Annotated in this window: 23 protein-coding genes; 4 read left to right on the top strand and 19 right to left on the bottom strand. The window is 71.6% G+C overall.

Annotated elements, in window-relative coordinates:
* Positions 1-16: 16 nt before the first annotated feature.
* The 13 genes from QRN40_RS10680 to QRN40_RS10620 form a co-directional block, all read right to left on the bottom strand.
* The gene (locus QRN40_RS10680) at positions 17-1,612 is read right to left on the bottom strand and encodes a GMC oxidoreductase (RefSeq protein ID WP_285115601.1); all 1,596 of its coding nucleotides are present in this window, start codon (positions 1,610-1,612) and stop codon (positions 17-19) included.
* Positions 1,613-1,643: 31 nt separating this feature from the next.
* Positions 1,644-3,134, bottom strand: a complete 1,491-nt coding sequence (locus QRN40_RS10675; RefSeq protein ID WP_285115600.1) for an MDR family MFS transporter — start codon at positions 3,132-3,134, stop codon at positions 1,644-1,646.
* Between the two features lie 120 nt (positions 3,135-3,254).
* On the bottom strand, positions 3,255-3,863 hold the full coding sequence (locus QRN40_RS10670; RefSeq protein ID WP_285115599.1) for a TetR/AcrR family transcriptional regulator: 609 nt from the start codon (positions 3,861-3,863) through the stop codon (positions 3,255-3,257).
* Positions 3,860-5,086: an FAD-dependent oxidoreductase gene (locus tag QRN40_RS10665; RefSeq protein WP_285115598.1), complete on the bottom strand. Its 1,227-nt coding sequence runs from the start codon at positions 5,084-5,086 to the stop codon at positions 3,860-3,862. Before QRN40_RS10665 ends, QRN40_RS10670 begins: the two co-directional genes overlap by 4 nt.
* A gap of 97 nt (positions 5,087-5,183) precedes the next feature.
* Positions 5,184-6,398 carry an acetyl-CoA C-acetyltransferase gene (locus QRN40_RS10660; RefSeq protein WP_285115597.1) on the bottom strand — a complete coding sequence of 405 codons (1,215 nt, stop codon included), beginning with the start codon at positions 6,396-6,398 and terminating at the stop codon, positions 5,184-5,186.
* Positions 6,391-7,041: a CoA transferase subunit B gene (locus tag QRN40_RS10655; RefSeq protein ID WP_285115596.1), complete on the bottom strand. Its 651-nt coding sequence runs from the start codon at positions 7,039-7,041 to the stop codon at positions 6,391-6,393. The genes QRN40_RS10660 and QRN40_RS10655 overlap by 8 nt, the downstream gene beginning before the upstream one ends.
* Before the next feature lies 1 nt (position 7,042).
* Entirely contained in the window at positions 7,043-7,825 is a 783-nt protein-coding gene (locus QRN40_RS10650; RefSeq protein ID WP_285115595.1) for a CoA transferase subunit A, read from the bottom strand.
* Entirely contained in the window at positions 7,818-9,026 is a 1,209-nt protein-coding gene (gene pcaDC / locus QRN40_RS10645; protein ID WP_285115594.1) for a bifunctional 3-oxoadipate enol-lactonase/4-carboxymuconolactone decarboxylase PcaDC, read from the bottom strand. Before pcaDC ends, QRN40_RS10650 begins: the two co-directional genes overlap by 8 nt.
* Positions 9,023-10,138, bottom strand: a complete 1,116-nt coding sequence (locus tag QRN40_RS10640; protein ID WP_285115593.1) for a lyase family protein — start codon at positions 10,136-10,138, stop codon at positions 9,023-9,025. The genes pcaDC and QRN40_RS10640 overlap by 4 nt, the downstream gene beginning before the upstream one ends.
* Entirely contained in the window at positions 10,131-10,691 is a 561-nt protein-coding gene (pcaG, locus tag QRN40_RS10635) for a protocatechuate 3,4-dioxygenase subunit alpha (protein ID WP_285115592.1), read from the bottom strand. The genes QRN40_RS10640 and pcaG overlap by 8 nt, the downstream gene beginning before the upstream one ends.
* Entirely contained in the window at positions 10,684-11,445 is a 762-nt protein-coding gene (gene pcaH / locus QRN40_RS10630) for a protocatechuate 3,4-dioxygenase subunit beta (protein ID WP_285115591.1), read from the bottom strand. Before pcaH ends, pcaG begins: the two co-directional genes overlap by 8 nt.
* Before the next feature lie 9 nt (positions 11,446-11,454).
* Positions 11,455-12,618, bottom strand: coding sequence for a 4-hydroxybenzoate 3-monooxygenase (locus QRN40_RS10625; RefSeq protein ID WP_285115590.1), 1,164 nt, complete (start codon positions 12,616-12,618; stop codon positions 11,455-11,457).
* A gap of 91 nt (positions 12,619-12,709) precedes the next feature.
* Positions 12,710-13,468: an IclR family transcriptional regulator gene (locus QRN40_RS10620; RefSeq protein WP_285115589.1), complete on the bottom strand. Its 759-nt coding sequence runs from the start codon at positions 13,466-13,468 to the stop codon at positions 12,710-12,712.
* A gap of 57 nt (positions 13,469-13,525) precedes the next feature.
* Between QRN40_RS10620 and QRN40_RS10615 the strand changes: the two genes are divergently transcribed.
* Positions 13,526-14,002 carry an NUDIX domain-containing protein gene (locus tag QRN40_RS10615; RefSeq protein ID WP_285115588.1) on the top strand — a complete coding sequence of 159 codons (477 nt, stop codon included), beginning with the start codon at positions 13,526-13,528 and terminating at the stop codon, positions 14,000-14,002.
* A 15-nt stretch (positions 14,003-14,017) separates the two neighbouring features.
* Here the strand turns inward: QRN40_RS10615 and QRN40_RS10610 are convergent, their stop codons facing one another.
* From QRN40_RS10610 to QRN40_RS10585, 6 genes are all read right to left on the bottom strand, one after another.
* Positions 14,018-14,308, bottom strand: coding sequence for a DUF4287 domain-containing protein (locus QRN40_RS10610; RefSeq protein WP_285117478.1), 291 nt, complete (start codon positions 14,306-14,308; stop codon positions 14,018-14,020).
* 66 nt (positions 14,309-14,374) lie between these two features.
* A complete protein-coding gene (locus tag QRN40_RS10605; RefSeq protein ID WP_350224759.1) occupies positions 14,375-15,124 on the bottom strand; it encodes an ABC transporter ATP-binding protein in 750 nt (249 codons plus the stop codon).
* Positions 15,111-16,028: an ABC transporter ATP-binding protein gene (locus QRN40_RS10600; protein ID WP_285115587.1), complete on the bottom strand. Its 918-nt coding sequence runs from the start codon at positions 16,026-16,028 to the stop codon at positions 15,111-15,113. Before QRN40_RS10600 ends, QRN40_RS10605 begins: the two co-directional genes overlap by 14 nt.
* Positions 16,025-18,724 carry an ABC transporter permease gene (locus QRN40_RS10595; RefSeq protein WP_285115586.1) on the bottom strand — a complete coding sequence of 900 codons (2,700 nt, stop codon included), beginning with the start codon at positions 18,722-18,724 and terminating at the stop codon, positions 16,025-16,027. Before QRN40_RS10595 ends, QRN40_RS10600 begins: the two co-directional genes overlap by 4 nt.
* On the bottom strand, positions 18,721-21,783 hold the full coding sequence (locus tag QRN40_RS10590; RefSeq protein WP_285115585.1) for an FtsX-like permease family protein: 3,063 nt from the start codon (positions 21,781-21,783) through the stop codon (positions 18,721-18,723). The genes QRN40_RS10595 and QRN40_RS10590 overlap by 4 nt, the downstream gene beginning before the upstream one ends.
* Positions 21,784-21,831: 48 nt before the next feature.
* Positions 21,832-22,854 (bottom strand): LacI family DNA-binding transcriptional regulator, encoded by a 1,023-nt coding sequence (locus QRN40_RS10585; RefSeq protein WP_285115584.1) that lies wholly within the window; start codon positions 22,852-22,854, stop codon positions 21,832-21,834.
* 126 nt (positions 22,855-22,980) lie between these two features.
* Here QRN40_RS10585 and QRN40_RS10580 point away from each other — a divergent pair, with 126 nt between their 5' ends.
* From QRN40_RS10580 to QRN40_RS10570, 3 genes are read left to right on the top strand one after another with little or no spacing between them, the layout of a single operon-like run.
* Positions 22,981-25,020: a beta-galactosidase gene (locus tag QRN40_RS10580; protein WP_285115583.1), complete on the top strand. Its 2,040-nt coding sequence runs from the start codon at positions 22,981-22,983 to the stop codon at positions 25,018-25,020.
* A gap of 10 nt (positions 25,021-25,030) precedes the next feature.
* Positions 25,031-25,957, top strand: coding sequence for a carbohydrate ABC transporter permease (locus tag QRN40_RS10575; RefSeq protein WP_285115582.1), 927 nt, complete (start codon positions 25,031-25,033; stop codon positions 25,955-25,957).
* Positions 25,954-26,865: a carbohydrate ABC transporter permease gene (locus tag QRN40_RS10570; RefSeq protein WP_285115581.1), complete on the top strand. Its 912-nt coding sequence runs from the start codon at positions 25,954-25,956 to the stop codon at positions 26,863-26,865. The genes QRN40_RS10575 and QRN40_RS10570 overlap by 4 nt, the downstream gene beginning before the upstream one ends.
* Positions 26,866-26,893: the final 28 nt, after the last annotated feature.

Genomic DNA, 26,893 nt, shown 5'->3' with positions numbered 1-26,893 from the left:
CTCGTCCTCGTGTACGTCAGTTGCGCGCTTCGGCCCCGACGGCCGCCGCCAGCCGCTCGGCGGCCGCCCGCGCTCCGCGGACGGCGATCGCGACGCTCATCAGCGTGGGGTTCATCGCCGTGGCGGTGGGGATCAGCGCGTTGCCGCCCACGACGAGGTTCTCGTAGCCCCACACCCGCGACGCGGGATCGGCGACCGAGGTGCCGTCGTCCGCGGCGCCCATGCGCATGGTGCCCTGGTAGTGGAGGCTGGACCCGTTCGGCAGCAGCCGCGGCTCGGCCACGAACGAGCCGAGCGCGTTGCCCGCGCGCCGCAGCCGCTCGGTCGCCTCGGCGATCTCGCGCTCCTCGCTGTCGGTCAGCGCGTAGGTGATCGTCATGTTCGGGAACCCGCGGTAGTCGGGCTCGGCGTCGTCGAACGTCACGGCGTCGTCCCAGCGAGGCTGCTTGCGCATCCCGTAGCCCATGTTGACGTACCCCCAGCGGTTGCCCGCGGCCGGGTGGTCGGGGTCGAGCTGGAACGGCGGGTTCTCGGCGTACATCACCTGGAGCGAGAACGGGTGGGCGGGCTCCGAGAACGGGATGCGGTTGACGGCGGCGACCGGATCGGCCGGGTTGACAGCGCGGCGCGCGAGCTCCCGGTCGAGCTCCTGCTCGGTCGCAAACCGGCTCATTGCCTGCGCGTCCAGCGCGACGGTCGAGATGACGACGGGGTGCTCGGTCAGGTAGTGACCGAGCGCGTGCGGCCGGATCCCGGACGCCCAGAGAAGCTGAGGAGAGCGGAAGGCGTCAGCGGCGACCACCACCAGGTCGGCGTCGACCGAGTAGACCTCGTGGCTGCGGAGGTCCTCGACGGTGACGCCGGTCACGACGCCGTCCGTGTGGTCGACGCGGCGGACGAGGGACAGGTCGCGCAGCTCGAACCGGTCGGCGAGCGCGCTCTCCGGGTCGAGCAGCGGCCCGAGCACCACATCCGCGCCGGCCCAGCGCATGGTGCCGTCCGGCTGCGGGTCACCCGAGACGGGAAGGGTGCTCGGGCCGTAGCCTTCGGGCAGCTCGCCGGCGAACTCCTCGGCCAGCAACGACCGGATGGCGCCCCCGATCTCGGAGTCGGCGAACGCGGCGGTCTGCACGTGCAGCAGGCGGGACGCCTCGGCGACCAGCTCCTCCCACTCGGCGTCTGGGATGAACGGGATGCGCTCGCTGAACGACGGGCTCGGCGTCGCGCAGGTCCAGTGCGCGCCCATCCCGCCCACGTTCGTCGAGGCGGCGGCCGCGGGGAACCCGACCGTGTGCGCAGCGCCGGGGCCGCCGAAGTCGAGCAGGTGCGTGCCGCCGCGCGCGGTGAACATCCCCTCGACCACCACGGACCCCGGGATGCCGAGCGACTCGCGGAACGCGCCCGCCTGCGGCCCCTGGGAGCGCTCGCGGGCACGCTCCTTCTCGTCCGGGTCCGGGATGTTGCGCACGTTCTCGCCGGCGATGGCCGTCAGCTGCGGGCCGGCCTCGAACATGACGACGCGCGCGTCCGGCAGCGCTTCGAGCAGGATGCGGGCGTACGCGGATCCGATCGGTCCGCTGCCGACGACGGCGATGGTCGGTGCTGGGGTCATGGTGCTCTGCTCCTGTGGGATGGTCGTGGGTTCAGGCGGGGACGGACTCGGTCGCGTCGCGCAGCGGGCCGGGATCGTCGGACAGCCGGATGTTCGGCAGCAGGATCGACGCGACCACCCCGACGAGGTAGGTCGCGGCGAGCCCGAAGAAGATGGGGACGAACACGCTCTGATAGACGTCGGCGACCTGTCGCTGGATCGCGACGTCCTGGGCGTGGACGATCGCGGGCGTGAGCGTCGCCGCGTCGAGGCCGCCCGGCAGAAGCATCGCGACGCTGGTGCCGATGATCCCGCCGATCAGGGCGGTGGCGACGGTCGCGCCGACCTGGCGAACGAGGTTGACGGTCGCCGTCATGGTGCCCGTCTCCTCGCGCGGGACGGCGCTCTGCACGACGGCGACGATGAGGCTCATGAAGGCACCCGTCCCCAGGCCGACGACCGCCATCGCCACGGTGGGCGCCCAGAGCGGCGCGCCGGCGGGCAGCAGGGCCATGACTCCGAGCCCAGCCGCACCGAGCATCGTGCCGACGAGGGGGTAGATCCGGTAGTGCCCGGTCCGGCTGACGAGCCATCCGGTCGCCAGGTTGCTCACCAGCATCCCGAACACGGTCGCGATGGGGACGAGCCCGGAGACGGTGGCGCTCGTGCGGTAGGCCATCTGGAAGTAGGTGGGGAGGTACGACGTGATCGAGAACAGACCGATGCCGACGATGGCCGAGATGGCGGTGCCCGCGGCGACAGTGCGGTCGGTGAAGTGGGACAGCTGCACGAGCGGTTCGTCGACCCGGAGCTCGATGACGAAGAACGCGACGATGGCGACGGCCGCGACGGCGAAGGCGGAGATCGTCCCGCCCGCCAGTGCCGGATCCCCGACCCAGGTCACGGCGAGCACGAGCGCGACGAGCCCGATGGTCAGCGCTACCGCACCCGCGATGTCGAATCGTCCACGCCGGCCTGGGGCGATGTGCGGCACCGCCACGACGGCGAGCGCGAGCGCGACGATGCCGACGGGGGCGTTGATCCAGAACACCCAGGGCCACCCCCAGGTGTCGGTGATGATCCCGCCGAGCACCGGGCCGATCAGGATGGCGATGGGGAAGGCCGCTCCGATGATCGCGAGGTACTTGGGCCGCTGCCGCGGGGTCGTGGTCTCGGCGATGATCGTCTGCGACATCAGCTGGAGGCCGGCCGAGCTCATCCCCTGGATCACGCGGGCGACGATCAGCCAGACGATCCCGCCCGCGAAGCCGCAGGCGACCGACGCGAGGATGAAGACCGTCACCGAGCTGAGGAACACGGCGCGGGGGCCGATCCGGTCGCCGAGCTTGCCGAGCACCGGCAGCAGGACCGTGCTCGCCAGCATGTAGCCGACGACGATCCAGCTCATGTGCTCGAGCGCACCGAGCTGGCCGGCGACCGTGGCAATTGCCGTGCTCACGACGGTGTTGTCGAGGGCGCCGAGGAAGGAGACGACCAGGAGGGAGGTGACGAGGAGTCGGAACCGGAGAGGCGAGAGTGGCATACGCGAGGCCGAACGATCGGCGATCGACGCGACGGTTTGTGCCCTCCCCGCGGCTTTACGGAGAGGAACGGGCGCGAGCCCCGACGTCATGGTCATTCTACGACATGCTTTCGTCGTTTTTCAACCTAAGCGCACATCTTGAGCCAGAAGGGCGGTCGCCAGTCGGTGAAGTCGCGCCTGGTAGTCCTCGAACGATTCCTCCTCCACGAGGAAGTGCTCGCCGTACATCGTGCGCAGCACGCACTCCGAGTAGAGGACGCGGACGATCTCGTCTCCGCTGGGGCTGTCGAGAGCGGCGGCGAGCCGCGCGACCATGCGGCGGGACTCCCGTGCGCCCGCTTCAAGAAGCTCCGGGTCGTCCACCGAGTGCGAGATGACCGCCCGCAGGAAGGGGGCGTGATCCCGGAAGAGGCACGTGATGACGCCGACCGCCCGCGCGGCGGCGTCGTCAGCACCCGCGACACCGGCCCCCGCGTCGACGAGCCGATCCTCCGTCGCGCGCATGCGGTCGAGGCCCAGCTGGTAGACCGCCGCGAAGAGCCCGGCACGCCCATCCACCCGCGCGTAGATCGACGGAGCGGAGACGCCGGAGCGACGACAGACCTCTGCGATGGTCAGCGCCTCCCATCCGCCCGCTTCGAATAGACCCGACGCGGTCAGCAGCACCCGTTCCCACGTGTCCCGGCTCCTGGCTTGGAGCGGCGCCCGCTCGGCGAACCCGGACGTCATCTCAGGGCCGGCGAGGTGATGCCGGCACCCATCTCGTCGAGTTGTGCGATGATCTCGCCCGGGCTCCTCTCACCCACCTGCTTCTGGAGGAGCGGGGTGTGATCCAGCAGGAAGTCCCGAACCGGCCGCAACGGGCGGGGAGCGTGGTGGAACGCCTGACCCAGCGCGTACGCCTGCTGCACCTGAGCCGTCGTGTGCGGGATGCGCGGGGTCTCGTACCGCACGAGCGCAGCCTCGACCGCCCGGCGGTCCGCGAGATCGACACCGTGCAGCGCCTGTCCGAGGAAGTAGCCGTCGCAGATGGACATCCCCGCCCCGTACGCCGCGTACGGCGAGGTCGCATGCGCCGCATCGCCCGCGAGGGTGACGCGCCCTTTCGACCACTGCGTGAGCGGCTTGCGGTCGCGGATGGGCCACCGCTGCTCGTGCTCCGCGGGCGTGAGCCGCACCAGTTCCTCCAGGGCGCCCCCGAAGCGCCCGGCGAGCGCGAGCGCGTGCGCGTGGAGATCGGCCGGAGGCTCACGGCTCGGGTCCCAGGCCTCCAGCACCCACCACTGGAAGCCTTCCTCCGCGCCGCGCCGGATCGACGTGTAGCTTCCCTGGACCTCGCGGTCGTGCGTCAGCACCGCCTCGCCCTTCTCCGCTGACGGAACCGGCTCGAAGGTGTAGCCCCCGATGATGTGCAACCGGTGGTCGCGTTTCTCGCTCGCGCCCCACAGCTGGGCGCGCACCATCGAGTCGATACCGTCCGCGCCGACGAGGACCGGCGTCTCGATGGTCGAGCCGTCGGCGAGCCCGAGTAGCACGACATCCTGACCGCCGTCGTGGATGCTGACGACCTCCTGGTGGGTGCGCAGCATCCCGTCGGGCAGGGCGGCGAGCATCCGCTCGTACAGGTCGGGCCGGAGCATCCCGATGAAGCCGCCGCCGAATTCGGCGGTCACGGATTCCGGGATGCGGATGTCCGCTCGGACATGTCCACCCGCGCTTCGGAACGTCGTGTGGCAGGGCGCGCCGAGATCGGTCGTGTCCACACCCATGGCTCGCAGCGCCTTGATGGGCGGCGGCCACAGATTCAGGATGTTCCCCGCGGGCCGTGCCTCGCGGTAGCGCTCCAGGATGATCACGGGATGCCCGGCGGTATGCAGCGAGAGCGCACTGGCCATGCCGGCCGGCCCCCCGCCGAGCACCACGATCGGGTTGGCGTCTTCACGGTCGTCCATGTCCTACTCCCCTTCGAGTTGGGACGAGAGTAAGCGAGCCGGAGAGTAATGTAAAGGCATTACAATTCTGGAGCTGCGGCGCGATCGCGCCCGCTGATCACACCCGCTCGAACACTGCCGCGAGGGCCTGACCACCGCCGATGCACATCGTCTCCACGGCGAGGGTTCCGTCGACGGCCGGGAGCTCGTGGGCGAGCGTGGCGAGCATCCGCAGGCCGGTCGCGCCGATGGGATGCCCGATCGAGATACCGCTGCCGCGCGGGTTGAGCCGTGGGTCCTCCGCGTCGATGCCCCAGTCCGCGAGGCACGCGAGCACCTGCACGGCGAAGGCCTCGTTGAGCTCGATGATGTCGAGGTCGGACCATCCGAGGCCCGCACGCTCGAGGGCGCGGTTCGCCGCGGGGACCGGCGCGACCCCGAACACGCGCGGGTCGTTCCCGGCGACCGCCCAGGAGCGCAGCCGCAGGAGGGGGGTCAGCCCAAGAGCGGCGGCGCGCCCCGGCGTCGTGACGATGGCTGCCGCAGCAGCGTCGTTCTGGCCGCTGGAGTTGCCGGCGGTGACGGTGGCCTCCGCGTCGTCCCGTCCGAGGATGGGACGCAGCGCCGCCAGCGCGTCGAGCGTGGTGTCGGCGCGGGGATGCTCATCGCGGTCCACGACGACGTCGCCACGACGGCCGGGCACAGTCACCGGCACGAGCTCGGCGTCGAACGCACCGGACTCCTGCGCGGCGACCGCACGCTGGTGCGAGCGCAGGGCGAGCGCATCCTGGGCCTCGCGGGAGATGCCGTACTCGCGCCGCAGCGTCTCGGCGGTCCCGACATTGCCCTCGGGAGTCGGGAACTCCCGTCCGCCGACCGTCTCCCGCCCGCGCGCGAGCGCGTCGTGCAGCAGGAGGCCGCCCGGCGGGAGACCGCGCCGCCCCTGCTCTGTATAGAGAGGAGCGTTCGACATCGATTCGGCGCCGAGGGCGATCAGCACATCGCTCGCGCCGGTCTGCACCTCCATCGCGGCGTTGATGACGGCCTGCAGCCCGGAGCCGCAGCGCCGGTCGAGCTGGTACCCGGTGGTCGTCACCGGGAAGCCGGCGTTCAGCGCCGCGACACGGCCGAAGGCGGGCGCCTCCATCGTCGGGTAGCCCTGCGAACCGATCACGCCCTCCACCGCCGCCGGATCGATGCGTGTGCGTTCGAGCAGCGCACGCAGGACGGTCTCGGCGAGCGCGAGCGCGGGCACCGGGGCGAGCGCTCCGCCCATCCGGCCGACCGGGGTCCGCAGCGGCGAGCAGATGACGACCTCGCGCAGCTCAGGCATCGATCTTCTCCAGCGCGATCGTCAAAGGCGCCCCTGTCGCGTCGAGCACCTGTTCCTCGGTCACTCCAGGGGCGAGTTCGCGCAGCACGAGCCCGTCGTTGGTGACGTCGATCACCGCGAGGTCGGTGATGATCCGGTCGACGCAGGCGCGCCCGGTCAGGGGGAGGGTGCACTGCTCGACGAGCTTGGGTGTCCCGTCCTTCGCGACGTGCTCCATGACCACGATGACCCGCTCGGCGCCGTTGACCAGGTCCATGGCCCCGCCCATCCCCTTCACCATCTTGCCGGGCACCGCCCAGTTGGCGATGTCGCCCGCAGCCGAGACCTGCATGGCTCCGAGGACGGCGGTGGCGATCCGGCCGCCGCGGATCATCCCGAAGCTCGTCGCCGAGTCGAAGTAGCTCGCGCCGGGGAGAACGGTGACGGTCTCCTTGCCCGCGTTGATGAGCTTGGGGTCCTCCTCGCCCTCCCACGGATACGGGCCCACGCCGAGGACGCCGTTCTCGGAGTGCAGCACGACGTGCACCCCCTCCGGCAGATGGTTCGGGATGAGCGTGGGCAGCCCGATCCCCAGGTTGACGTAGGAGCCGTCCTCCAGTTCGAGGGCGGCTCGGGCGGCCAGCTCATCACGGGTTCGCGGCATCTCAGGCTCCCTCGGGGCGCGGTCGGACGGTGGTCTTCTCGATCGGCAGATCGGCGGACTGCTCGGGCGTCAACGCGACCACCCGATCCACGTAGATGCCGGGCAGGTGGATGTCGTCCGGGCCGAGCACGCCCGGCTCGACCAGCTCATCCACCTCCGCGATCGTGATCCGGCCGGCCATCCCAGCGAGCGGGTTGAAGTTGCGGGTCGATTTCTCGAACCGCAGGTTGCCGTGCCGGTCACCGACCGCCGCGCGCACCAACCCGAAGTCGGTGCGGATCGCCGTCTCCAGCACGTACTCCCGGGTCGGACCGAACACGTCGAACGGGCGCAGCTCCTTCGGGGCGCTGGCCTCCGCGACCGACCCGTCGGGTGCGTAGCGGATCGGCATGCCGCCGTCGGACACCGCCGTCCCCGCGCCGGTCGCCGTGAAGAACGCCGGGATGCCGACACCACCCGCACGCAGCCGCTCGGCCAGCGTGCCCTGCGGCGTGAGTTCTACCTCCACCTCGCCGCCGAGGTACTGCCGGGCGAACTCCTTGTTCTCCCCGATGTAGCTCGCGATCACCCGGCGGATGCGGCCCGCGGCCAGCAACTCCCCCAGCCCCCAGCCGTCCACACCGCAGTTGTTGCTCACGACCTCCAACCCACCGACGCCTGACGCCAGCAGCGCCCGGATGCTCACGATCGGCACGCCGGACAGGCCGAAACCGCCCACCGCGAGCGATGCGCCATCCGGAATGTCCGCAACGGCCTCGGCGGCGGACGCATACGTCTTATCCATTCGACTCCTCCGTGGGATCGGATTCCGCGAAGACCTCGCGGGCGATGGCCATCGCACTGTTGGCCGCGGGCAGTCCCGCGTACAGCGCCGTGTGGTGGACCACTTCCGCGATCTCCTCCCTGGTCAGTCCGTTGCGCAGCGCCGCGCGCACGTGCATGCGGAGCTCGTTGCCGTGACCGCCGGTGATCAGGCTCGCCAGCGTCGCGATCGAGCGCTGCTGCCGCGTCAGCTGGGGGCGTCCCCACACCTCGCCCCAGGCGTACCGGGTGATGAAGTCCTGGAACGCCGCCGTCTCGGCGGTGATCGCCGCCGTCGCGCGGTCGACGTGTGCATCGCCCAGGACCGCGCGGCGGATGCGCATCCCGTCGTCGCGTACCCCGTCGCGCCCGTCGTCCCGCATCCCGCCGCCGTCCGGCACCAGCAGTTCGGCGAGCAGGTCGGCGGTCGCCGCGGGGTCCTCCAGCGGGATGAGGTGCGCGGCGTCCGCGAGTTCGACGAAGCGCGCGTGCGGGATGCCGTCGGCGAGTTCGCGCATCAGCGCGGGAGTGGTCACCGCGTCGTGCGCGCCGGCGACGATGAGCGCCGGAGCGCTCACCTGCGGGAGGTCTGCGCGGCGGTCGAAGGCGGCGAGCGCCTCGCAGCACAGGGCGTACGACTCGTCGTCCACGTCGAGGAGGGTCCGCAGCGCGTGCCCGCCGGGACCGTCGGGGTGTGCGTCGAGGTAGCCGGGGGCGAACCAGCGCTGTGCGCTGCCGGCCACGACGGATGCGGTGCCCGAGGCGCGCACCTGCGCGGCGCGCTCCGCCCATCCCTCCGGCGTCCCGATCGCCGCGCCGGAGCAGAACATGGCCAGGCTCAGCACCCGGTCGGGTGACGTCAGCGCGAGTTCCAGGGCGACCGCCCCGCCGAGGGAGTCCCCGGCCAGGTGGAACGCGCCGCCGCCGACCTCGTCGACGACCTGCCGCACGCCCGCGGCCAGGTCGCCGACGGTGAACCCGTCCCGCGCGGCCGGCGAGGGGCCGTGGCCCGGCAGGTCGACGCGCAGGATGCGGGGACGGCCCGGTGCGTCCGCGAAGCGCGCGACGACGCCGTCCCAGAGTTCGGCGGTCGTGCCGAGCGACGGCAGGAGGACGAGCAGCGGCGCCGCAGCGGCCGTCGGCGAGGCCGGGGTCACCGCGCCGCGCAGCCGGACCGCGCTCATCGGACGCCCTCCCCGGCTGCTCGCTCGAACCGCGCGACAGCGGAATCGACGGCGGCTCCCCCGCGAGGGCTGCTCGCGGGATCGGTCGCGGTCCGGCGCACCTGCACCACGAGGTCCTCCGCGGCATGGGCGAGCAGACCCGCGCTCTCGACGGCCAGACGGAGGCTCTCGCGCCACGGCTGCCACTCGGCGTGCCACTCCCCCGCCGGCCGGGCGTCGTAGCTGAGCGCGGTGGCCTGCAGCACCGCCGCCGGCCCACTCGCACGCAGGCCGTTGGCGACCAGCAGGACCGCGTCGACCGGGTTGCTCTTGTGCGGCATCGCGGACGACCCGCCGCCGTGAAGGGGTGTGACCACCTCGTCGCGCGCGAGCAGGCCGAGGTCGCGGCCGATCCGTCCGCCCGCCGCGCACACGCTCAGGGCGGCGCGCGCGACGGCCAGCACGGCCGAACGGTCGGTGTGCCACGCACGGCCCGGGTCCGCGAGCCCGAGCGCGTCGGCCAGCCGCCTGCGGAGCCCGACGACGGCGTCCGGGTCGCCGGACAGCCGCGCGAACGCGTCGCCGTCGCCGACGGCGCCGCCGAGTTGCAGCGGGAAACTCGCGGTATCGAGCAGCTCGAGCGTCGACGACAGCACGTCGAGCCACCCGCCGAACACCGTGCCGAGCGTCGTCGTCTCGGCCTCCTGGGTGAGGGTGCGGACCGCGAACGGAGTGCCCCGGTGCTCGCGGGCGAGGGTGGAGAACCGGCGGCCGGCGGCGACCAGGGCCGCCCGCGATGCGGCCAGGGCATCCCGCGACACCAGCATCAGCGCGGAGTCCATGACGTCCTGGCTGGTCATCCCCTGATGCACCAGCGTGCCGCCCTGCTCGCGCAGAGCCTGCACGAGTCCCACGATGGGGACGCCGGCCCGCCGGGACTCCCGGAGGAGCGCATCCCGGTCGAGGAGTCCCGAATCGAGGCTGGAGGTCGTCTCGACGCCCAGCAGGCCGCTCCAGGCGGCGAGGTGCGCACGCTCGACCTCGACCATCGCCCGCAGGATGCGGTCATCGGAGACCGCCGAAGCGGCTTCGCCCGCCGGCTCGAGCAGTCCCCAGTCGAAGGCGTCAGCCACGTCCATCCCCCACGAAGTCGAAGAAGACCGTCTCCCCGTCGCCCTGCAGCCGGATGTCGAACCGGTAGCTGCGGGGGCCGTCCTGCTCGACCAGCAGCGTCGAGCGCCGGTCCTCGGGGATGGTCGCCAGGAACGGGTCCGCCTCCGAGAAGTACGCCCGCGTGAACAGGTGGTGCAGCAACCCGCGGGCGAACACGGTGACGAGCAGGTAGGGCGCGCGTCCCTCGGCGGTCGCTCCCGGGAGCACTGTCGTGAAGGTGTAGCGACCGGCGCGATCGACCGCCGCGCGGCCGAAGCCGGTGACCGTGTAGCCGTCGCGCTGCAGACTCCCCCGCGCGGCGATCGGGGTGCCCGCCGCATCCGGCCCCCAGATCTCGAGGATGGCGTCCGGCACCGGAACGCCGGCACCGTCGAAGACCGCGCCGTGCAGCCGGATGGCGTCGGGATCGGCGCGCGATGTCACCTCCGCGTCGCCGTCGTACGGGAGGGCGTAGCCGAAGAATGGCCCCACCGTCTGGGACGGCGTCTGCAAGAACTGCCCCTGGTCAGGCATGCTCACCCTCCTCCGGCTCCATCCAGGTGGCCCGCCCGCCGGTGAGCACGATGTCCCACCGGTAGCCCATGGCCCACTCGGGCACGCTGATGTCGTGATCGTACGCGGCGATCAACCGCTGCCGCGCCGCCGGATCGGCGATGGACTGGTAGATCGGATCCACCGCGAACAGCGGGTCGCTCGGGAAGTACATCTGCGTGATCAGCCGCTGGGTGAACGCCGAGCCGAACACAGAGAAGTGGATGTGCGCCGGGCGCCAGGCGTTGCGGTGGTTCTTCCACGGGTACGGGCCGGGCTTGATCGTGACGAAGCGGTAGGAGCCGTCGTCGCCGGTGATCGCCCGGCCGACCCCGGTGAAGTTCGGGTCGAGCGGGGCGGGATGCTGGTCGCGCTTGTGCACGTAACGGCCGGAGGAGTTCGCCTGCCAGACCTCGATCAGCTGGCGGCGCACGGGGCGGCCCTCGCCATCCAGCACCCGGCCTTCGACGATGATCCGCTCGCCGAGGGGCTCGCCGCTGTGCTGGATCGTGAGGTCGGACTCCTCGGGTGCGACGTCCGAATGCCCGAACGCGGGCGACACGAGTTCGATCTCCTCCGGGTCCGCGCGTACCAGTTGATGCGTCGGATACCGGAGCGCCGAGCTGCGGTACGGGAGGAAGTCGCGCGCCGGATGGGCGGGCAGCGGGCCGGCGGCCACGGCGGCCGCGTGCGCTTCGGCGATCTCGCGGCTGATCTGCTCCTGGGTCGTCGTCATTATTCCTCCTCAGAAGGGAAGGCCCGCGTACTGCTCGGCGAGCGCCGCCTGAGCGTGACGGGAACCGGTCGTGTACTCCAGCTGCCCCACCTGGCTGCGGTACCGGAAGGCGCGGGACGACGCGTCCGGGAGCTCGTGGTGGACGTGCAGCATCTCGGTCATCCACTGCGAGAACTGCTGCACCTTCCACTGCCGGGCCAGCGCGGACGCGCTGTAGCGGGTCAGCGGCGACTCGTCCCCTCTGTACCGGGCGGCGAGGGAACGCCCGAGAAGGGCGACATCCGCGATGGCCGAGTTGAGGCCCTTCGCACCGGTCGGGGGGACGATGTGACCGGCATCCCCGACGAGGAACAGCCGTCCGTGCTCGAGGGTGGACGCGACGAAGCTGCGCATCGGCGTGATCGACTTCTCGGTGATCGGGCCTTCGTGCAGCGTCCAGCCGTCCACTCCGAGCCTGGTCTGGAGCCCCTCCCAGATGCGGTCGTCCGGCCACTCCTCGATCGACTCGCCGGGGTCGACCTGCAGGTACAGGCGGGACACCTCGGGGGACCGCATCGAGTGCATCGCGAACCCGTCCGGATGCAGCGCGTAGATCAGGTCGTCGGTCGAGGGCGGGACATCGGCGAGGATGCCGAGCCACGCGAACGGATAGCCGCGCTCCAGCGCCGTCACTCCCGGGATGGCCGGGCGGCAGACGCCGTGATACCCGTCGGCCCCGACGACGAAATCGCCGTCGATCCGTTCGCCCTCCGCCGTCGTGACGTACGGCGCATCCGTGTCGATGTCGTGCGGGGCGACGCCGTCCACCTCGAAGCGGACGTCGGACCCGAGCCGGTCGTGCTCGGCGAGCAGGTGCTTCACCAGCGCCTGCTGCCCGTAGACCGTGACCGTGCGTCCCACCAGGTCGACGAAGTCCAGGTGGCGGCGTTGCCCCTCGAACTGCAGGTAGATGCCGTGGTGGGTCAGCCCGCGGGCCGACAGATCGGCGTCGAGTCCGAGTTCGCGGAGGATGTCGACCGATCCCTGCTCGAGCACGCCGGCGCGGATGCGACCGAGCACGTACTCCCTGCTCTTCTGCTCCAGGATGACGAAGTCGATGCCGGCCCGGTGCAGGATGTGGCCCAGGAGCAGCCCCGCGGGACCCGCTCCGATGATGGCGACCTGGGTGCGCATGCTCTGCCTCTCACGACGTCGGGAAGGTAGGGACATCGTCGCGCTTGCCGCGTCGCCGCGGTCCACGTTTTCCACTGAGTGGAAGGTGGAGTCAGCGGGAGGCGGTCCCGAACGCTCCGGAGATGCCGCGCGCGGCCATCCGGACACCCAGCGCGAACTGCGGCTCGGCCCGGCGCTCCGCCCGCGCGATGATCGACACGGCCGCTATGACGTCGCCGCCCGCGTCCCGGATGGGCGCCGCGACGGAGAAGGCGCCCCGCGTCATCTCCTCGACCGACACCGAGAGCCCGACGGCGCGGATGGAGGCGAGCCGCTCGCGCAGCTCCCGCTCCCCGGTGAGCGTGTTCGGCAGGAACTTGCGCGGCTTCGCCGCGAGGACCGCCTCCAGCGTCTCGGGGGGCGAGTACGCGAGCAGCACCAGCCCGACCCCGGTCGCATGCAGCGGCAGCACCGAGCCGACGTCGCTGATCACCGGCACCGCACCCGGCCCGGACAGCCGCTCCAGGTACACCGCACCGAGACCGTCGCGGACGGCGAGGTGGACGTGCTCACCCGTCGCCTCCAGCAGGTCCTCGAGGTAGGGCAGCGCCACCTCCCGCAGCCGTCGAGCCGTGGGTTGCCGGACCCCGAGCTTCCACAGCTTGATCCCGACCCGGTAGCGGCCGTCCTCCCCGCGCACCAGCCCGCCCCACTCCACCCACTCGGCCAGCAGCCGATGGGTCGTCGACAGCGGCAGCCGGGCACGGCGGGCGACCTCGCTCAGTGTCAGTCCGTCGCCGCCCTCGAACGCATCCGCGATCGCAAACACGCGGGAGGCCACGCCCCGCTCGTCCGCCGCGCCGCCTGCCATGGGACCAGACTAGGGCGGCTCGCGGTCACGGACGCCGCCGGGACGTAGGCTGCAGCCATGCCGATGTCCGACTACGTACAGTCGATCCGCGACCGGATCGGAACCGATTTCCTCCTCCTGCCGGGGGTCACCGCGGTCATCAGGGACGGCGACCGGTTCCTGTTGGGGCGGCACGCGCACTCCGGTCTGTGGAGCTTCATCGGCGGCGGGATCGAGCCAGGAGAAGAGCCGCAGGACGCGCTCGAGCGCGAAGTCCTCGAGGAGACCGGCGCCCGGATCCGCGTCGGGCGCATCATCGGCGCCTACGGTGGCGAACCTCAGATGGTGCAGTATCCGAACGGCGATCGGGTCGGCTATGTCAGCGTCGCGTACGAGTGCGAACTCCTCAGCGCGGCAGCGCCGGACCTGGATGAACTCCTCGAGCTGGCGTGGTTCGACCTGGAGGCGATCGCTGACCTCCCTCACCGCGACTGGATCGACCGGGTCATCTCCGACGCCGAGCGGCTCATCGCAGAGACGGACCAGCGGCCCTGACGCCGGAGGCCGCGGTCACACCGACGGCTTCGTGGCCTTCCCGTCGAGCCACAGCGCGTCGGACTCGTCGCGGTGCACGCCGTCTGTTCCGACGAACTTCGCGTCGATCTTGGGGCCGTTCTTAATGACGTGCACCATCGCCATCCCGTGCCCGCGGCCGAGGTCGTAGTCGTCCTTCAGCCAGGTCAGGATGTCGCCGGCCTTGGTGGCCGGACCGAATCCCCGGGCGTCCGCTTCGGCGATGAGCTCGCGCGGGGTCTTACCGGTCTTGTCCTCGATGGTGTCGAGGTACGCCTGAAACGACATCGCTCCCCAGTTCTGATCGCGCAGCACCCAGTATGGAGGCACGGCCGCGGCGAGCGGAATCCCCGTTCAGAGCGCGTGCCGTCCACGGCGGCGCGACTCGCCGCCCAGTCGGCCGTCGTGCAGTTCGAGCACGCGGTCGGCCCGCGCCATCAGCAGCGGGTCGTGCGTCGTGACCAGCGCGGCGATCCCGGAGCGGTGCACGAGGTCGACGATGAGGTCCATGATCGCGCGGCCGGTCATGCTGTCGAGCTGGCCGGTGGGCTCGTCGGCGAACAGGATGCGCGGGCGCGCCGCCAGAGCCCGTGCGATGCCCACGCGCTGCTGCTGACCACCGGACAGCTCGGTCGGACGCTGCCGTGCGTGCCCGGCGAGGCCGACGGCCTCCAGAAACTCGGCGACGCGCGCGTCCCGTTCTGCGGGGGCGACGCCGAGCAGGCGGAGCGGCAGTTCGACGTTCTCGGCGGCGGAGAGCACCGGCACCAGTCCGAACGACTGGAAGACGAAGCCGGTGCTGCGGCGCCGCAGGTCGACCAACTGTGCTTCGGATGCCGAGGCCAGGTCCACGCCGTCGAGGACGACCCGGCCGTCCGTCGGACGGTCCAGCCCGCTCAGCACGGTCAGCAGGGTGGTCTTGCCCGAGCCGGAGGGGCCCTTCACGACCACGAGCTCGCCGGGGCGGACGGTCACATCCACGTCGGAGATCGCCGCGACCTGTCCAGCAGCGGTCTCGAAGGTGCGGGTCACAGTTTCGGCGACGAGGAGCGGGGCCTCCGCGTCTTCCGCCCCGGTCCCGTGCCGGAGATCAGCCATCGTCACCGTCGGACTCCTTCCGATCGCCGTCGCCGTGCGGCCACACACCGACGTGGTCCTGCTCCAGTGCGAGACGGACGCGCTCGTGCATCCCGAGCGTCGTCAGGTATTCCTGCGGCAGCTGCAACCGCCCGACGCGGTCGAGCACGGCGAACTCCTCGGCAACGGTGTGCTCGTCGCCGAGCTCGTTGACGCCGGTTCGGCGGAGCACCTCGGTCGCGGTGCGCCCGTCGCGGATCTGCACCGTGCGGGCCACGTGCTCGGACACCGTGGGGTCGTGCGTGACGATCAGCGTCGTCACGCCCAGCTCGCGATTGACCCCGCGCATCGCCTCCAGGACCTCGGCGCTCGTGGCCTCGTCCAGTTCTCCGGTGGGTTCGTCGGCGAGGAGTACCCGGGGCTCGTTCGACAGTGCAACCGCGATCGCCACACGCTGCTGCTCACCGCCGGACATCTCGGTCGGGAGGCGGTCGGCGCAGTGCGCGACCTCGAGCAGCTCGAGGAGCTCTGCGGAACGCCGGTCGCGGTCGCCGGTGCGGGCGACGGACATGGCGAGCGCCAGGTTCTCGCGGGCGGTGAGGTAGCCGAGGAGGTTGCGCGAGGTCTGCTGCCACACGAAGCCGACGGTGCGGCGGCGGTAGTCCACCCGCTCACGGTTGCCGAGCGTGAGGAGGTCGCGTCCAGCCACTGTGACGGACCCGGCGGTCGGCTTGTCGAGCCCGGAGAGGATGCCCAGGAGCGTCGACTTGCCCGAACCGGATGCGCCGACGATCGCGACCAGCTCACCCGAGTCCACCCGCAGCGTGAGCCCCTGCAGTGCCTGGACCTCGACCCCGTCCGCGGTGAAGATGCGCACCAGGTCGGCGCAGCGGATGGCCGCGTCGGGGGTGTCCGGTGTCACGGTTGTCATTCTCCTCCTCCGGTTCTCAGGACGGCCGCCGCGGAGCGGTGCCGCGCGCCCGCCAGGGCGACAGCGGTCGCCACCGCGGCCACTACGGCGAAGCCGGCGAGCGCCGCAGCAGCGAGCAGCGGATCCTGTACCACGGCCGGTTGCACCGGGCTGCCCGTGAAACCGCGCAGGTCGAGCGGGTCGAGCACGATCGCCGGCAGGATCAGCCCCACGACGGCGCCCGCGAGCAGGCCGATGACGAGCACCGGCCCCAGCTCCCAGGCGAGCACGCCCGCGGTCTGCCTCGGGCTGTAGCCGATGGTGCGAAGCGTCGCCACCAAGCGCACCCTCGTAGCCGTGTTGAGGACGAGCGTGAGCAGCAATGCTGCCACGCACAGCAGCAGCGTCAGACCGATCGAGAGCGTCGCGATCAGTTCCGTGCCCGAGACCAGCGGCGATGCGCGCAGCCTCGCCTGCTCGCTGATCGCGTCGGCCACCAGGGCGCCGCCGCCTCCGATGCGCTGCAGTTCCGCGTGGACGCGCGCGGCGTCCGCGCCGGGCGCGAGCTTCACCAGCACGGTCTGCGGCCGCCCGATGATGTCGCTCGACGCGGGGAGCGCGGTCCGGTCGATGAACACCCATTCGCCGTCGCGGACGTAGACGCCGGGCACGAAGTCCAGCTCCTTCACGCCGAGGTGGATGTTCGTCCCGCCCGTCACCACGAGCGCGCTGGTGACCGGGATCTGGCTGGACCAGCCGCCGAGCGCCGCGCCCGTGCGCCCGGGGATCGAGCCGGTCAACGCGGTGGACAGCCGCGCCTGCTGGGGAAGTCCGGACTGCACGGCGTCAAGACTGCGCGGGTCGACGAGGTACCCGGAGACGTCGGACGACACGCCGCCCGCGGAGAGGCGCACGCCACCGGCCCATTCCACCGTCGCCGTGTGCTCCACCCCGGGGAGACGCTGAACAGCATCCACCTGTCCCTGGCTCAGCGCGCCCGACGCGGTCACCGACAGGTCGGCGCCGACCCGGATGCGCGCCCCCTCGGCGAGTCCGGCGCTCGCGGTCGCGAGCATGCTGACCGAGAACAGCGCGATGCTCACGCCGGCGACCAGGGTGAAGACCGGCCACAACAGCCCGGAGCCGGAGCGGCGCGCGGCCGATGCCCCGAGGAAGGCCACCGGACCGCGCCCTCGGCGGAGAGCGGAGGCGATCCAGCCGATCGGGTAGCCGGCAACCCGCACCACCACGACGCAGGCGGCGAGCGCGACGAGTACGGGCGTCAGCGCCGTCAGCGGGTCGACACCGAGACCTGCTCCGGGAGACGCGAGTCCGCGCCGGGTCAGGAAGACCACGCCGGCGACGGCGAGCCCGATGACGACCACCTCGGCCACCCACGTCCAGCGGTTCCGGCCGACGCGCGCATTCCCGGGACTCAGCGGACCCGTCGCCAGCAGGAGCGCCACCGGGGGCAGCAGGACGCAGGCCGCCGCCAGCACCAGCGGCGCGACCAGCGGCACGGCGGCGGGTGTCAGCAGCAGCGCGGCGAGCAGTCCCAGCGCGGCCGCCGGGAGCGAGACGAGCAGGCCCTGGGCGACGAGCTCGGCGCGCAGCCGTCCCGGCGATGCGCCGCGGGCCGCCATCAGGGCCAGGGCCGGTCGTCGACGGTCCAGCGCGAGCCGAGCGCCCTGGGCCGACACGGCGAGGGCGATGACGAGAGGCCCGCTGACGAGGATGGCGAACAGGGTCTGGGCGGGCTGAGCGCGCGCAACGAAGTCGTCGATGGGCTGCTGCAGGACCGTGGCGAAGCTGAGGGGGAAGCCGGTTCCTCCCGCGCTGACCGTCGGGGGTGAGGCGAGGAACGCGCCGAGTGCGCTGCGCACGGATTGCACGTTCTCGGCGGAGAAGTGATCGGGGATCACCGGGAACCAGACGGAGGCGACGGTCTGATCGAACCCCCGCGCGAGGGCGCGCCAGGTTTCGGGTGCCACCCAGGCGACGCCGCCGTATTCCTTGCCGCTGTCGCCACCGTCGACGAAATGCCCGCGCGCACGTTGCGCATCCAGGTCCCAGAAGTCCGCCGCAGGGTCCTTCGGCTGGATGGTCCCGACCAGGCGCAGCGACAGGGCCGTCTCGGGCGACGCAGTGGTGCGCCGCACCTGCCCGACCTTCCAGCCCAGCACCGACGCCGCTCTTGCCGTGACGACCACCGGGACCGGCTCCGTCCCGGAGGCAGCTGAAGCGGGCGCGGGCCAGCTTCCTGTCAGGAGCCGGGCGGACTGCCGGAGGTCGCGATAGCCCTCGAGCGTGATCACGTAGCGACTGTTGCGGGCCGCTCCCGCAGGGCCTGAGGTCGGAAGTTCGGTGGTTCGCGCTGCGGTGTCGCCCGGCCCGGTGACGGCGCGGAGCGGCTCCCTCATTCCGTCGCGCACGCCGGACGCGATCCCCGGAAGACCGTCCCACAGGCGTGCCGCGTCGATCGCCGGCCCATTGAAGAAGCCGGTGCGGATGCCGGCGCTCAGGTCGCGTCCGCCCGCCCCGGATTCCTGGAGTCCGTGGCGCAGTTCGCCACCCAGCACCTCGCTGGTCACCCTCGGCCAGCCGGCGAGAGCCGTCGTGGTCACGAGGGCGACCAGCGCGAGCAGCAGGAGTCCGCCACCGAACGCGCGGATGGATCGCAGGAACAGCCGGGCGTCCGACACACCACCGCCGCTCACCGGGTCTCCTCCCGGTACGCAGTGTCCGACGCCTGGCGACGGACCGCTCCCCCGTACGCCCACGCCGCCACGGCCAGCGCGGCCGCGAGCGCTGCGAGGCCCGCCGCCAGCCCCACGGGATCGACGCGGCCCTGCACGGAGAGAGTGGACGGTGCCGTCACGACGGACAGCCGCGCGAGGGTGTTGCCGACCAGGAGCACGACCGCCACTCCGCCCGCGAGGCCGAAGAGGGCCGCCGCCAGGGCGACGCCGATCACCTCGAGACGCCGGGACCACGCCTGCTGATCGCCGGAGAGCCCGACGGCGCGCAGCACGACGACTTCGCCCCGACGGCGCCGCAGCGACGACGAGATCGCTGCCGCGACTGCGGCGATCGCGAGGATCCCGCATCCCACCGCGCCGAGCCAGGTGCTGAGGACGGCACCGCTCAGGAACCGCGACACGAACCGGCCGGACGCGGTCGTTACGGCGGCGTCGGGACCGGCGACGGCGGTCAGGTCGTGCGCGACCGCGGCGACGTCGTCGCCCGTCGCCCACACGGACGACGTGCGAGCCACCGAGGGCGTGGTCCGGAGCAGCTGAGCGGTGACGGCCGGGTAGTCGGCCAGGACCGCGCGTTCGGCGGGGGTCCCCGGCACCGCGGCGACGATCTGCGCCACGGTTCCGGTGAGGTCGCCGACGGGGCTGTCGACGTCGATCCGCTGGCCCACCCGCAGGGCGTCCTCATCGGCGAGCGCGCGCGTGACCGCGAAGCGCAGGGGCGGCTGGGCGCCGGCGACGAACCGGACGGAGGCGCTGCCGTCGAGCGACGCGGCGACGGCGCGGCCGGGGGACGCCGCACGGAACGGGGAGGCGGATCCGAAGGCGGCGGGAGCGAGCGTCCAGGGCGTCTTCGCGACGACGGCCTGACCGGCCTTCACGTCGCCGACGCCGAGCGTCACATCCAGCGCCCCGGCCGGCGCCTGGGGCTGCGCCGCGATGTCGACGGCGACGAGGCGCAGGGCCGCCGCCTTCGGAAGCGCGAACGCGACCGAACCGGAGGCGTCGGGCCGTGCCGTCACGGGGACCGCTTCGCCCGCCGAAGTCGCCAGCCAGGCCGTAGCGGCGGCGGCCTGGATGCGTCCGGTGCCGGCGGACGCGGTGATCCGCAGCGTCAGCTCCTTCAGCCCCGCTGGGAGGTCGGCACCGGGGATGCCGCCGCGGTCGGGCAGGCCCGCGGCGATCCCTGAGCTGTCGAGGAGGTAGGAGCCCACCGGTGTCAGGGCGGGAAGGCGGGTCGCATCCGCGACGACGACCGCGATGTCCGTGTCCCCCACCGTCCCGTCGTCGACGATGGCGGGCGACACGCTCACCCCTCGCCGTTCCATGGCGGTGGCGGGCGACAGGTCGGACGCAGAGCTCGGTGCACCGCTCACGCCGAGGTCGGCGCGGACCTCCGCACCCGCGACGAGCAGGCTCGAGTCGCGCAGGAACCCGCCGAAGGTGCCCGCGTATCCCGCCGCAAAACTGAGCGACCCCACCGCCAGGACGATCAGGGCGACCGGGCCCGAGAACAGGGCGACGCCGCGTCCGACCTGACGCGCGGGCAGGACGCCGGCGACGCCGCGACCGCGTCCGGCCAACCGCTCGACGGCCGCGGACGCCGGTCCGAACAGCGAGAGACCGAGGAGGGCGATCGCGCACAGCACGGCCGCCGGGGCGAGGACTCCGGCCGGATCGGGGCCGGCCGCACCGCCCGCATCGGCCGCTGAGGAGCTGAAGAGTACGAACCGCCATAGCGTCACGGCGGCCGCGATCAGCGCCAGCACGGCGAGCCCGGCCGACACCGCGCTCCGCGCCCGTCCCGCCTCGACCGCTCCCGGCGAGTCGCTGAGCGAGCGCGCCGACGCCACCGCGGTCAGCGTCGCGGTGACGATCGCGGCGACCAGCGTCACCAGCGCGGGCAGAGCCACGTCAAGGACACCCGCCCGGGCGCCAGGGCCGCCGGTCAGAGGAGCGAGGACGAACTGGGCCGCGACCGTCCCGACCGCGACGGCGACGACGGCCACCGCCGCGGACTCCCCCGCTGCAGCCCCCGCCAGCGCGGGATACGTCACCCCGCGCGAGCGGAGCAGCCGGGTCTCGATCCGGCGCGCGTCGGCCAGCAACTGCCCGAGGAGCGCGAGAGCGAGCACCGAGCACACCGCGAGCACGGCGAGCGGGACGGGGATGACGGCCTGGAGGGCGACGACCGAGCGCTGCATGGCCGTGACGGTGGCGAGCGCCTCCCCGCTCGAGGAGAACGGGCTCGCCGCCGTGTCGGGCTCCTCGCTGAGCGCATCGGCGACGCCGGAGAAGCCGCGGTGCAGGCGCGGAAGATCGGCTGCGGTGAGCCCGACCGCATCCGGAGTCAGCACCCACTGGGCGGACGTGCCGTCCCCGGCCGACTCCGCCACCGCGTCCGAGACGATCACCCGCCCATCCGTGCCGCCGAGGCCGCTGGTGAGTCCCAGCCAGGCGGCGGCCGACGGATCGGAGGCCCGCCACACGCCGCTCACGGTGACGCGTACCGCACCGTCCGGTCCGGCGAAGTCGAATGCGCGGCCGTCCCGCAGGTCATGGGCCCGGGCGAAGCCGTCATCCACAGCGACCTCGCCTGGCAAGGACGGCCACTGCCCGGCCGTCAGCCGGACTCGTCCCTTCAGGGCGTCGTCGGCCACCAGCAGCAGCGCGGTCCCGCCACCGGCGACCGGGGCGGCCGGGACGAACGCCGTCCGCGCGGAGAGCAGCGGAGCGCCGGAGAACGCGCGCCGCACGACGGAACGGACCGCGGCGGATTGGGCGTCCGCATCCGTCGCCAGGGAGGACAGGACCGCGAGCGAGGTCACGGCGGCGGGCTCCTGCTCGACGGTGGCGCGGACGGCCGCATCCGGCGACCGCAGCGCCAGACCGGTCATCAGCGAAGCGAGGAAGGCGACGACGAGCACGACCAGCGCGGTGGAGACGAGGGTCCCGCGCTGGGCGCGGCCGCGGAGCAACCAGAAGGGGCGCACCCGTCCTCGCCCCTCCTGCGCACGCACCGTCTCAACCTAGCGCGACGGACCCCCGGCGCTTCGACGCGTCGCCCGTCAGGCGGATTCCCGCCAGGTGATCTCGGTCTGCAGGATCACTCCGGCGGTGTCGATCTCATCGCCGGCGATCTGCTGCAGGACGAGCCGGGCGGCTTCCTGACCCAGCGTCATGGCGGGCTGGTGGACGGTGGACAGCTGCGGCTGGGACCGGAGCGCCCAGGCGCTGTCGTCGAAGCCGACGACGCCGACTTCCTGCGGGACCGCCTTGCCGTGAGCGCGGAGCACGTCGATCGCGGCCGCCGCGATCGCATCCGATGCGGCGAAGACGCCGTCGATGCCGGGGTCGCGCGCGAGCAGTTCGCGCATCCCCGCCAGTCCGCTGTCGTAGCTGTAGAACGGATACTCCACGACGAGGTCCGGGTCGAACCGCTCCCCGAGAGCCTCGCGGAATCCCGCCAGACGGTCCTGACCCGAGTCGCGGTCCAGCGCGCTGGCGATCATCCCGACCCGCTTGCGCCCGGTGGCGAGCAGCCGCTCGGTGATCGTGCGGGCCGCACTGACGTTGTCGATACCGACGTAGACGATGTCCGCGAGTCCGGGCGGATGCCCGACGAACACGGCCGGGATCTTCATCCCGGTCGCGGCGCGACCGATGGGGTCCTGCGCACGAGCCGAGATGATGATGACCCCGTCCACGAAGCCGCCCCGCAGATAGTCGGCGACGCGCTCGCTGTCGCGATTCGAATCGACGACCAGTGTGACGAGCTGGTAGTCCGCGTCGGAGAGCACGGAGTTGGTGCCCAGGACGATGGCGCCGATGTTCGGGTCTTCGAGGAACAGCGAGTGCGGTTCGTGGACGATCAGGGCGACCGCTCCGGACCTGCGCGTCTTCAGGTTGCGGGCGGCCGTGTTCGGCACGTACCCGACTTCGATGATGGCGGATTCGACGGCGGCTTTGGCGGCGGGTGAGACGTACGGCTCGCCGTTGATGACGCGGGATACGGTCCCCCGCGACAGGCCCGCAGCGGCGGCGACGTCGTGGATCGTCGCCTGACGCGGCCTGGTCGAATCGGAAGCCATACGCACACATTAGCTTGACAGCGCACCCGCGGCCTGCTTAGTCTGTGCACGTTCCCAGACCTTCTCGGCCTGTTGACCCTGAGAGGCTCTGGGAACGTTCACAGAAGATGCGACGAGGAGGTCGATGTGACGCTCGGTACGGTGCGCTCCGCGCTTGAGGGCCTGACGACGGACGTCGACGAATCGGGCAGCCGGTTCGTGTTCGGCTGCGACTACAACCCCGAGCAGTGGGACCGCTCCGTCTGGGAGGAGGACATCCGGCTCATGGTCGAGTCCGGTGTCTCGCTCGTCGCCATCAACGTCTTCGGCTGGGCCCAGCTCCAGCCCAACCCGGACGAGTTCGACTTCTCCGCACTCGACGACATCATCGGACTGCTGCACGGCGCGGGCATCGGCATCAACCTCGGAACGGGCACGTCGTCTCCCCCGCCGTGGCTGAGCACGCTCCACCCGGAGATCCTGCCCGTCTCGCAGGAGGGCCTCCGGGCCTGGCCCGGCGGCCGGCAGGCCTACTGCCCGAGCTCCCCGGTCTTCCGCGCGGCCGCGGAGCGTCTCGTCACGGCCGTCGCCACCCGCTACGGCTCGCACCCCGCGGTGCGGCTCTGGCATGTGTCCAACGAGCTGGGCTGCCACAACGCGCTCTGCTACTGCGACGTGTCGGCCGACGCCTTCCGCCGGTGGCTGGAGCAGAAGTACGGCACGGTCGAAGCGCTCAACCGGGCGTGGGGCACCGCGTTCTGGAGCCAGCACTACGGCGCCTGGGAGGAGATCCTCCCGCCGCGCCGCACCCTCTCCTCGGGCAACCCCGCGCAGGCGCTCGACTTCTCGCGGTTCTCCTCCGACGAGGTACTCGAGTGCTACCTGATCGAGGAGCGCATCCTCCGCCGGCTCTCGGACGTGCCGGTGACGACCAACTTCATGGTGACCTCGCACATCCGCACCCAGGACTACTGGCAGTGGGCACCGCTGGTCGACGTCGTCGCGAACGACCATTACCTGGACCACCGGCTGCCCGTCCCCCACCAGGAGCTGTCGTTCTCCGCCGACGGCACACGCGGCCTCGCCGGCGGCCGCCCGTGGATGCTGATGGAGCAGTCCACCGGCGCCGTCAACTGGCAGCCGCGCAACATCGCCAAGCAGCCGGGCGAGCTGATCCGCAACTCTCTCGCGCATGTCGCCCGCGGTGCGGACGCGATCTGCTTCTTCCAGTGGCGCGCATCGGCCCAGGGCACCGAGAAGTTCCACTCCGCGTTACTCCCCCACGCCGGCACGGACAGCCGGAAGTGGCACGAAGTCCTCGAACTCTCCCGCACGCTCGACGCGATCCGGGAGGTCGTGGGCACCGAGGTCGTCGCCGAAGTGGCGATGGTCTTCAGCTGGGAGACGTGGTGGGCGACCGACCTCGACTCCCACCCGTCCGAGGAGGTCCGGTACCTCGACCAGGTGCACAAGATCTACCGCGCCCTCTGGGAGGCGGGGATCACGGTCGACCTGGTCGCGCCGGGCGCCGACCTCAGCCGCTACCGCATGGTCGTCGTCCCCTCCCTCTACCTCGTCCGCGACCACGAGGCGGCCACGATCAGCGACTTCGCCGCCGCAGGCGGAACCGTCGTCGTCACCTACTTCTCGGGCATCGTCGACGAGGACGACCGGGTCCGCCTCGGCGGCTACCCCGGCGCCTTCACCGAGTTGCTCGGCCTCCGCACTGAGGAGTTCTTCCCGCTCCCCGAGGGCGCCCAGACCCGGCTGGACAACGGCGCCACCGCCTCCATCTGGACCGAGCGCATCCAGACCACGACCGCGGACACCGTCTCCTCGTTCCTCGACGCCCCGCTGCCCGGCGAGCCCGCCCTCACCGTGAACGAGTTCGGATCGGGCCGGGCCTGGTACCTGGGGACGGACCTCGACCACGATCATCTTTGGGAACTGCTCGAACAGGCCGCCCTCGGCGCGGGCGTCACCGTCCCGCCCGCCCACGTCACCGGGATCGAGTCGGTCCTGCGCCGCGGACCCGAGGCCGACTACCGGTTCTTCATCAACCACACCGGCCTGCCGCACACCCACACCATCAGCGGTCACGAACTGATCACGGACCAGCCGGTCACCTCCCTGGAGATCCCCGCCGGCGCCGTCCGCGTCGTCCGAACCGAGCGCACCGAAAGCTGAGGACACAGCGATGACAGCGACGTCACCCACCACCACGAGTCCGGCGACACGGCCGACGGCACCCCGCCGCCGAGGACGGAGCCTCTGGCGATCCATCCTGATCTTCGTCGCGCCCTTCGGCGTGCTCTACCTCCTCTTCTACGCGGTCCCGATCGCGTACGCCGTCTACCAGTCGCTCCTGACCGTCGAACGTCAGGGGACCTTCGGGCCCGCGACCCAGGTGTTCGGGGGACTCACTCAGTACGTCGCGGTGTTCCAGGACAGCGCGTTCTGGACGTCCGTCGGCCGGGTGCTGCTCTTCGGCGTGGTCCAGGTCCCGGTCATGCTCATCCTGGCGCTCGTGTTCGCCCTGCTCCTGGACTCCCCGCTGCTGCGCGGCAAGAAGTTCTTCCGGCTCGCGTTCTTCGCGCCCTACGCCGTCCCCGGCGTCATCGCCGCAATCATGTGGGGCTTCCTCTACTCGCCCTCGCTGTCCCCGTTCACGGCGCTGACGCAGAACGTCAACTTCCTCGGAGCCGACCTGGTCCTGTGGTCGATCGCGAACATCGTCACCTGGGTCTACATCGGCTACAACATGCTGATCATCTACTCGTCGCTCCTGGCGATACCGCAGGAGATCTACGAGGCCGCGAAGCTCGACGGCGCCAACAACTGGCAGGTCGCCGTGCGCATCAAGATCCCGCTGGTGATGCCGGCGATCATCCTCACCGCCGTGTTCTCGATCATCGGCACGCTCCAGCTGCTGGCCGAACCGCAGACCCTGCGCACGTTCAGCACCGCCATCAACAGCACCTATACACCGAACCTCGCGGTCTACACCACGGCGTCCATCCCGAACTACAACCTCGCCGCAGCGATGTCCGTCGTGCTGGCGCTGTTCACGTTCGTGCTGTCGTTCGTGTTCCTCAAGCTCACCCAGAGAAGGGCGTTCGCATGACCACCATCACGGCTGCCACCCGCCGCATCGCGCGCGGCGACGCCCCGCCGCGCGGAGCGGGCCGCGAGAACGTCGTCTCGCGCACCGGCGCCATGCTGGTCATGGCGATCTTCACCTTCTACTTCCTGATCCCGATCTGGTGGCTGCTGGTCTCGTCCACCAAGACCCGGGCGGAGTTCACGAGCACCGCTGCGCTGTGGTTCACGCCGAACGGCTTCGCGACGTTCGTCAACAACCTCGGGACGCTGTTCACCTACGACTCCGGCGTCTACATCCACTGGCTGATCAACAGCGTGCTCTACGCCGGTTTCGGCGCGTTCCTCGGAACGCTGGTGGCGGCGATGTGCGGGTACGCGCTGGCGAAGTACCGCTTCCGCGGGCGGGAGGCCCTGTTCAACGGCGTCCTCGCCGGAGTGCTGGTGCCGGCGACGGCGCTCGCGCTGCCCCTGTTCCTGATCTTCTCCCAGGTGCAGCTGACCAACACCTACTGGTCGGTGTTCCTCCCCAGCATCGTCAGCCCGTTCGGGGTGTACCTGGCGCGGATCTTCGCCGCCGCCAGTGTGCCCGACGAGCTGCTGGAAGCGGCCCGTCTCGACGGGTCGAGCGAGGTGCGCACCTTCTTCACCGTCTCCGTGCGACTCATGTCGCCGGCACTCGTGACCATGTTCCTGTTCCAGTTCGTCGCGATCTGGAACAACTTCTTCCTGCCGCTCATCATGCTGCGGGATCAAACCCTGTTCCCGGTGACCCTCGGTCTCTACGCCTGGAACAGCGCAATCGGCCAAGCCCCGGAACTCCGATCACTGGTGATCATCGGGGCGTTCGTGTCGATTGTCCCGCTGATCATCGCGTTCCTGAGCCTGCAGAGGTTCTGGTCCGGTGGTCTCGCCGCGGGAAGTGTCAAGTAACCACATCCCCCACCACGACAAACGATCA

Source organism: Leifsonia sp. fls2-241-R2A-40a (assembly GCF_030209575.1).
GTDB lineage: Bacteria > Actinomycetota > Actinomycetes > Actinomycetales > Microbacteriaceae > Leifsonia.
This window is presented reverse-complemented; position numbering and strand designations above follow the sequence as displayed.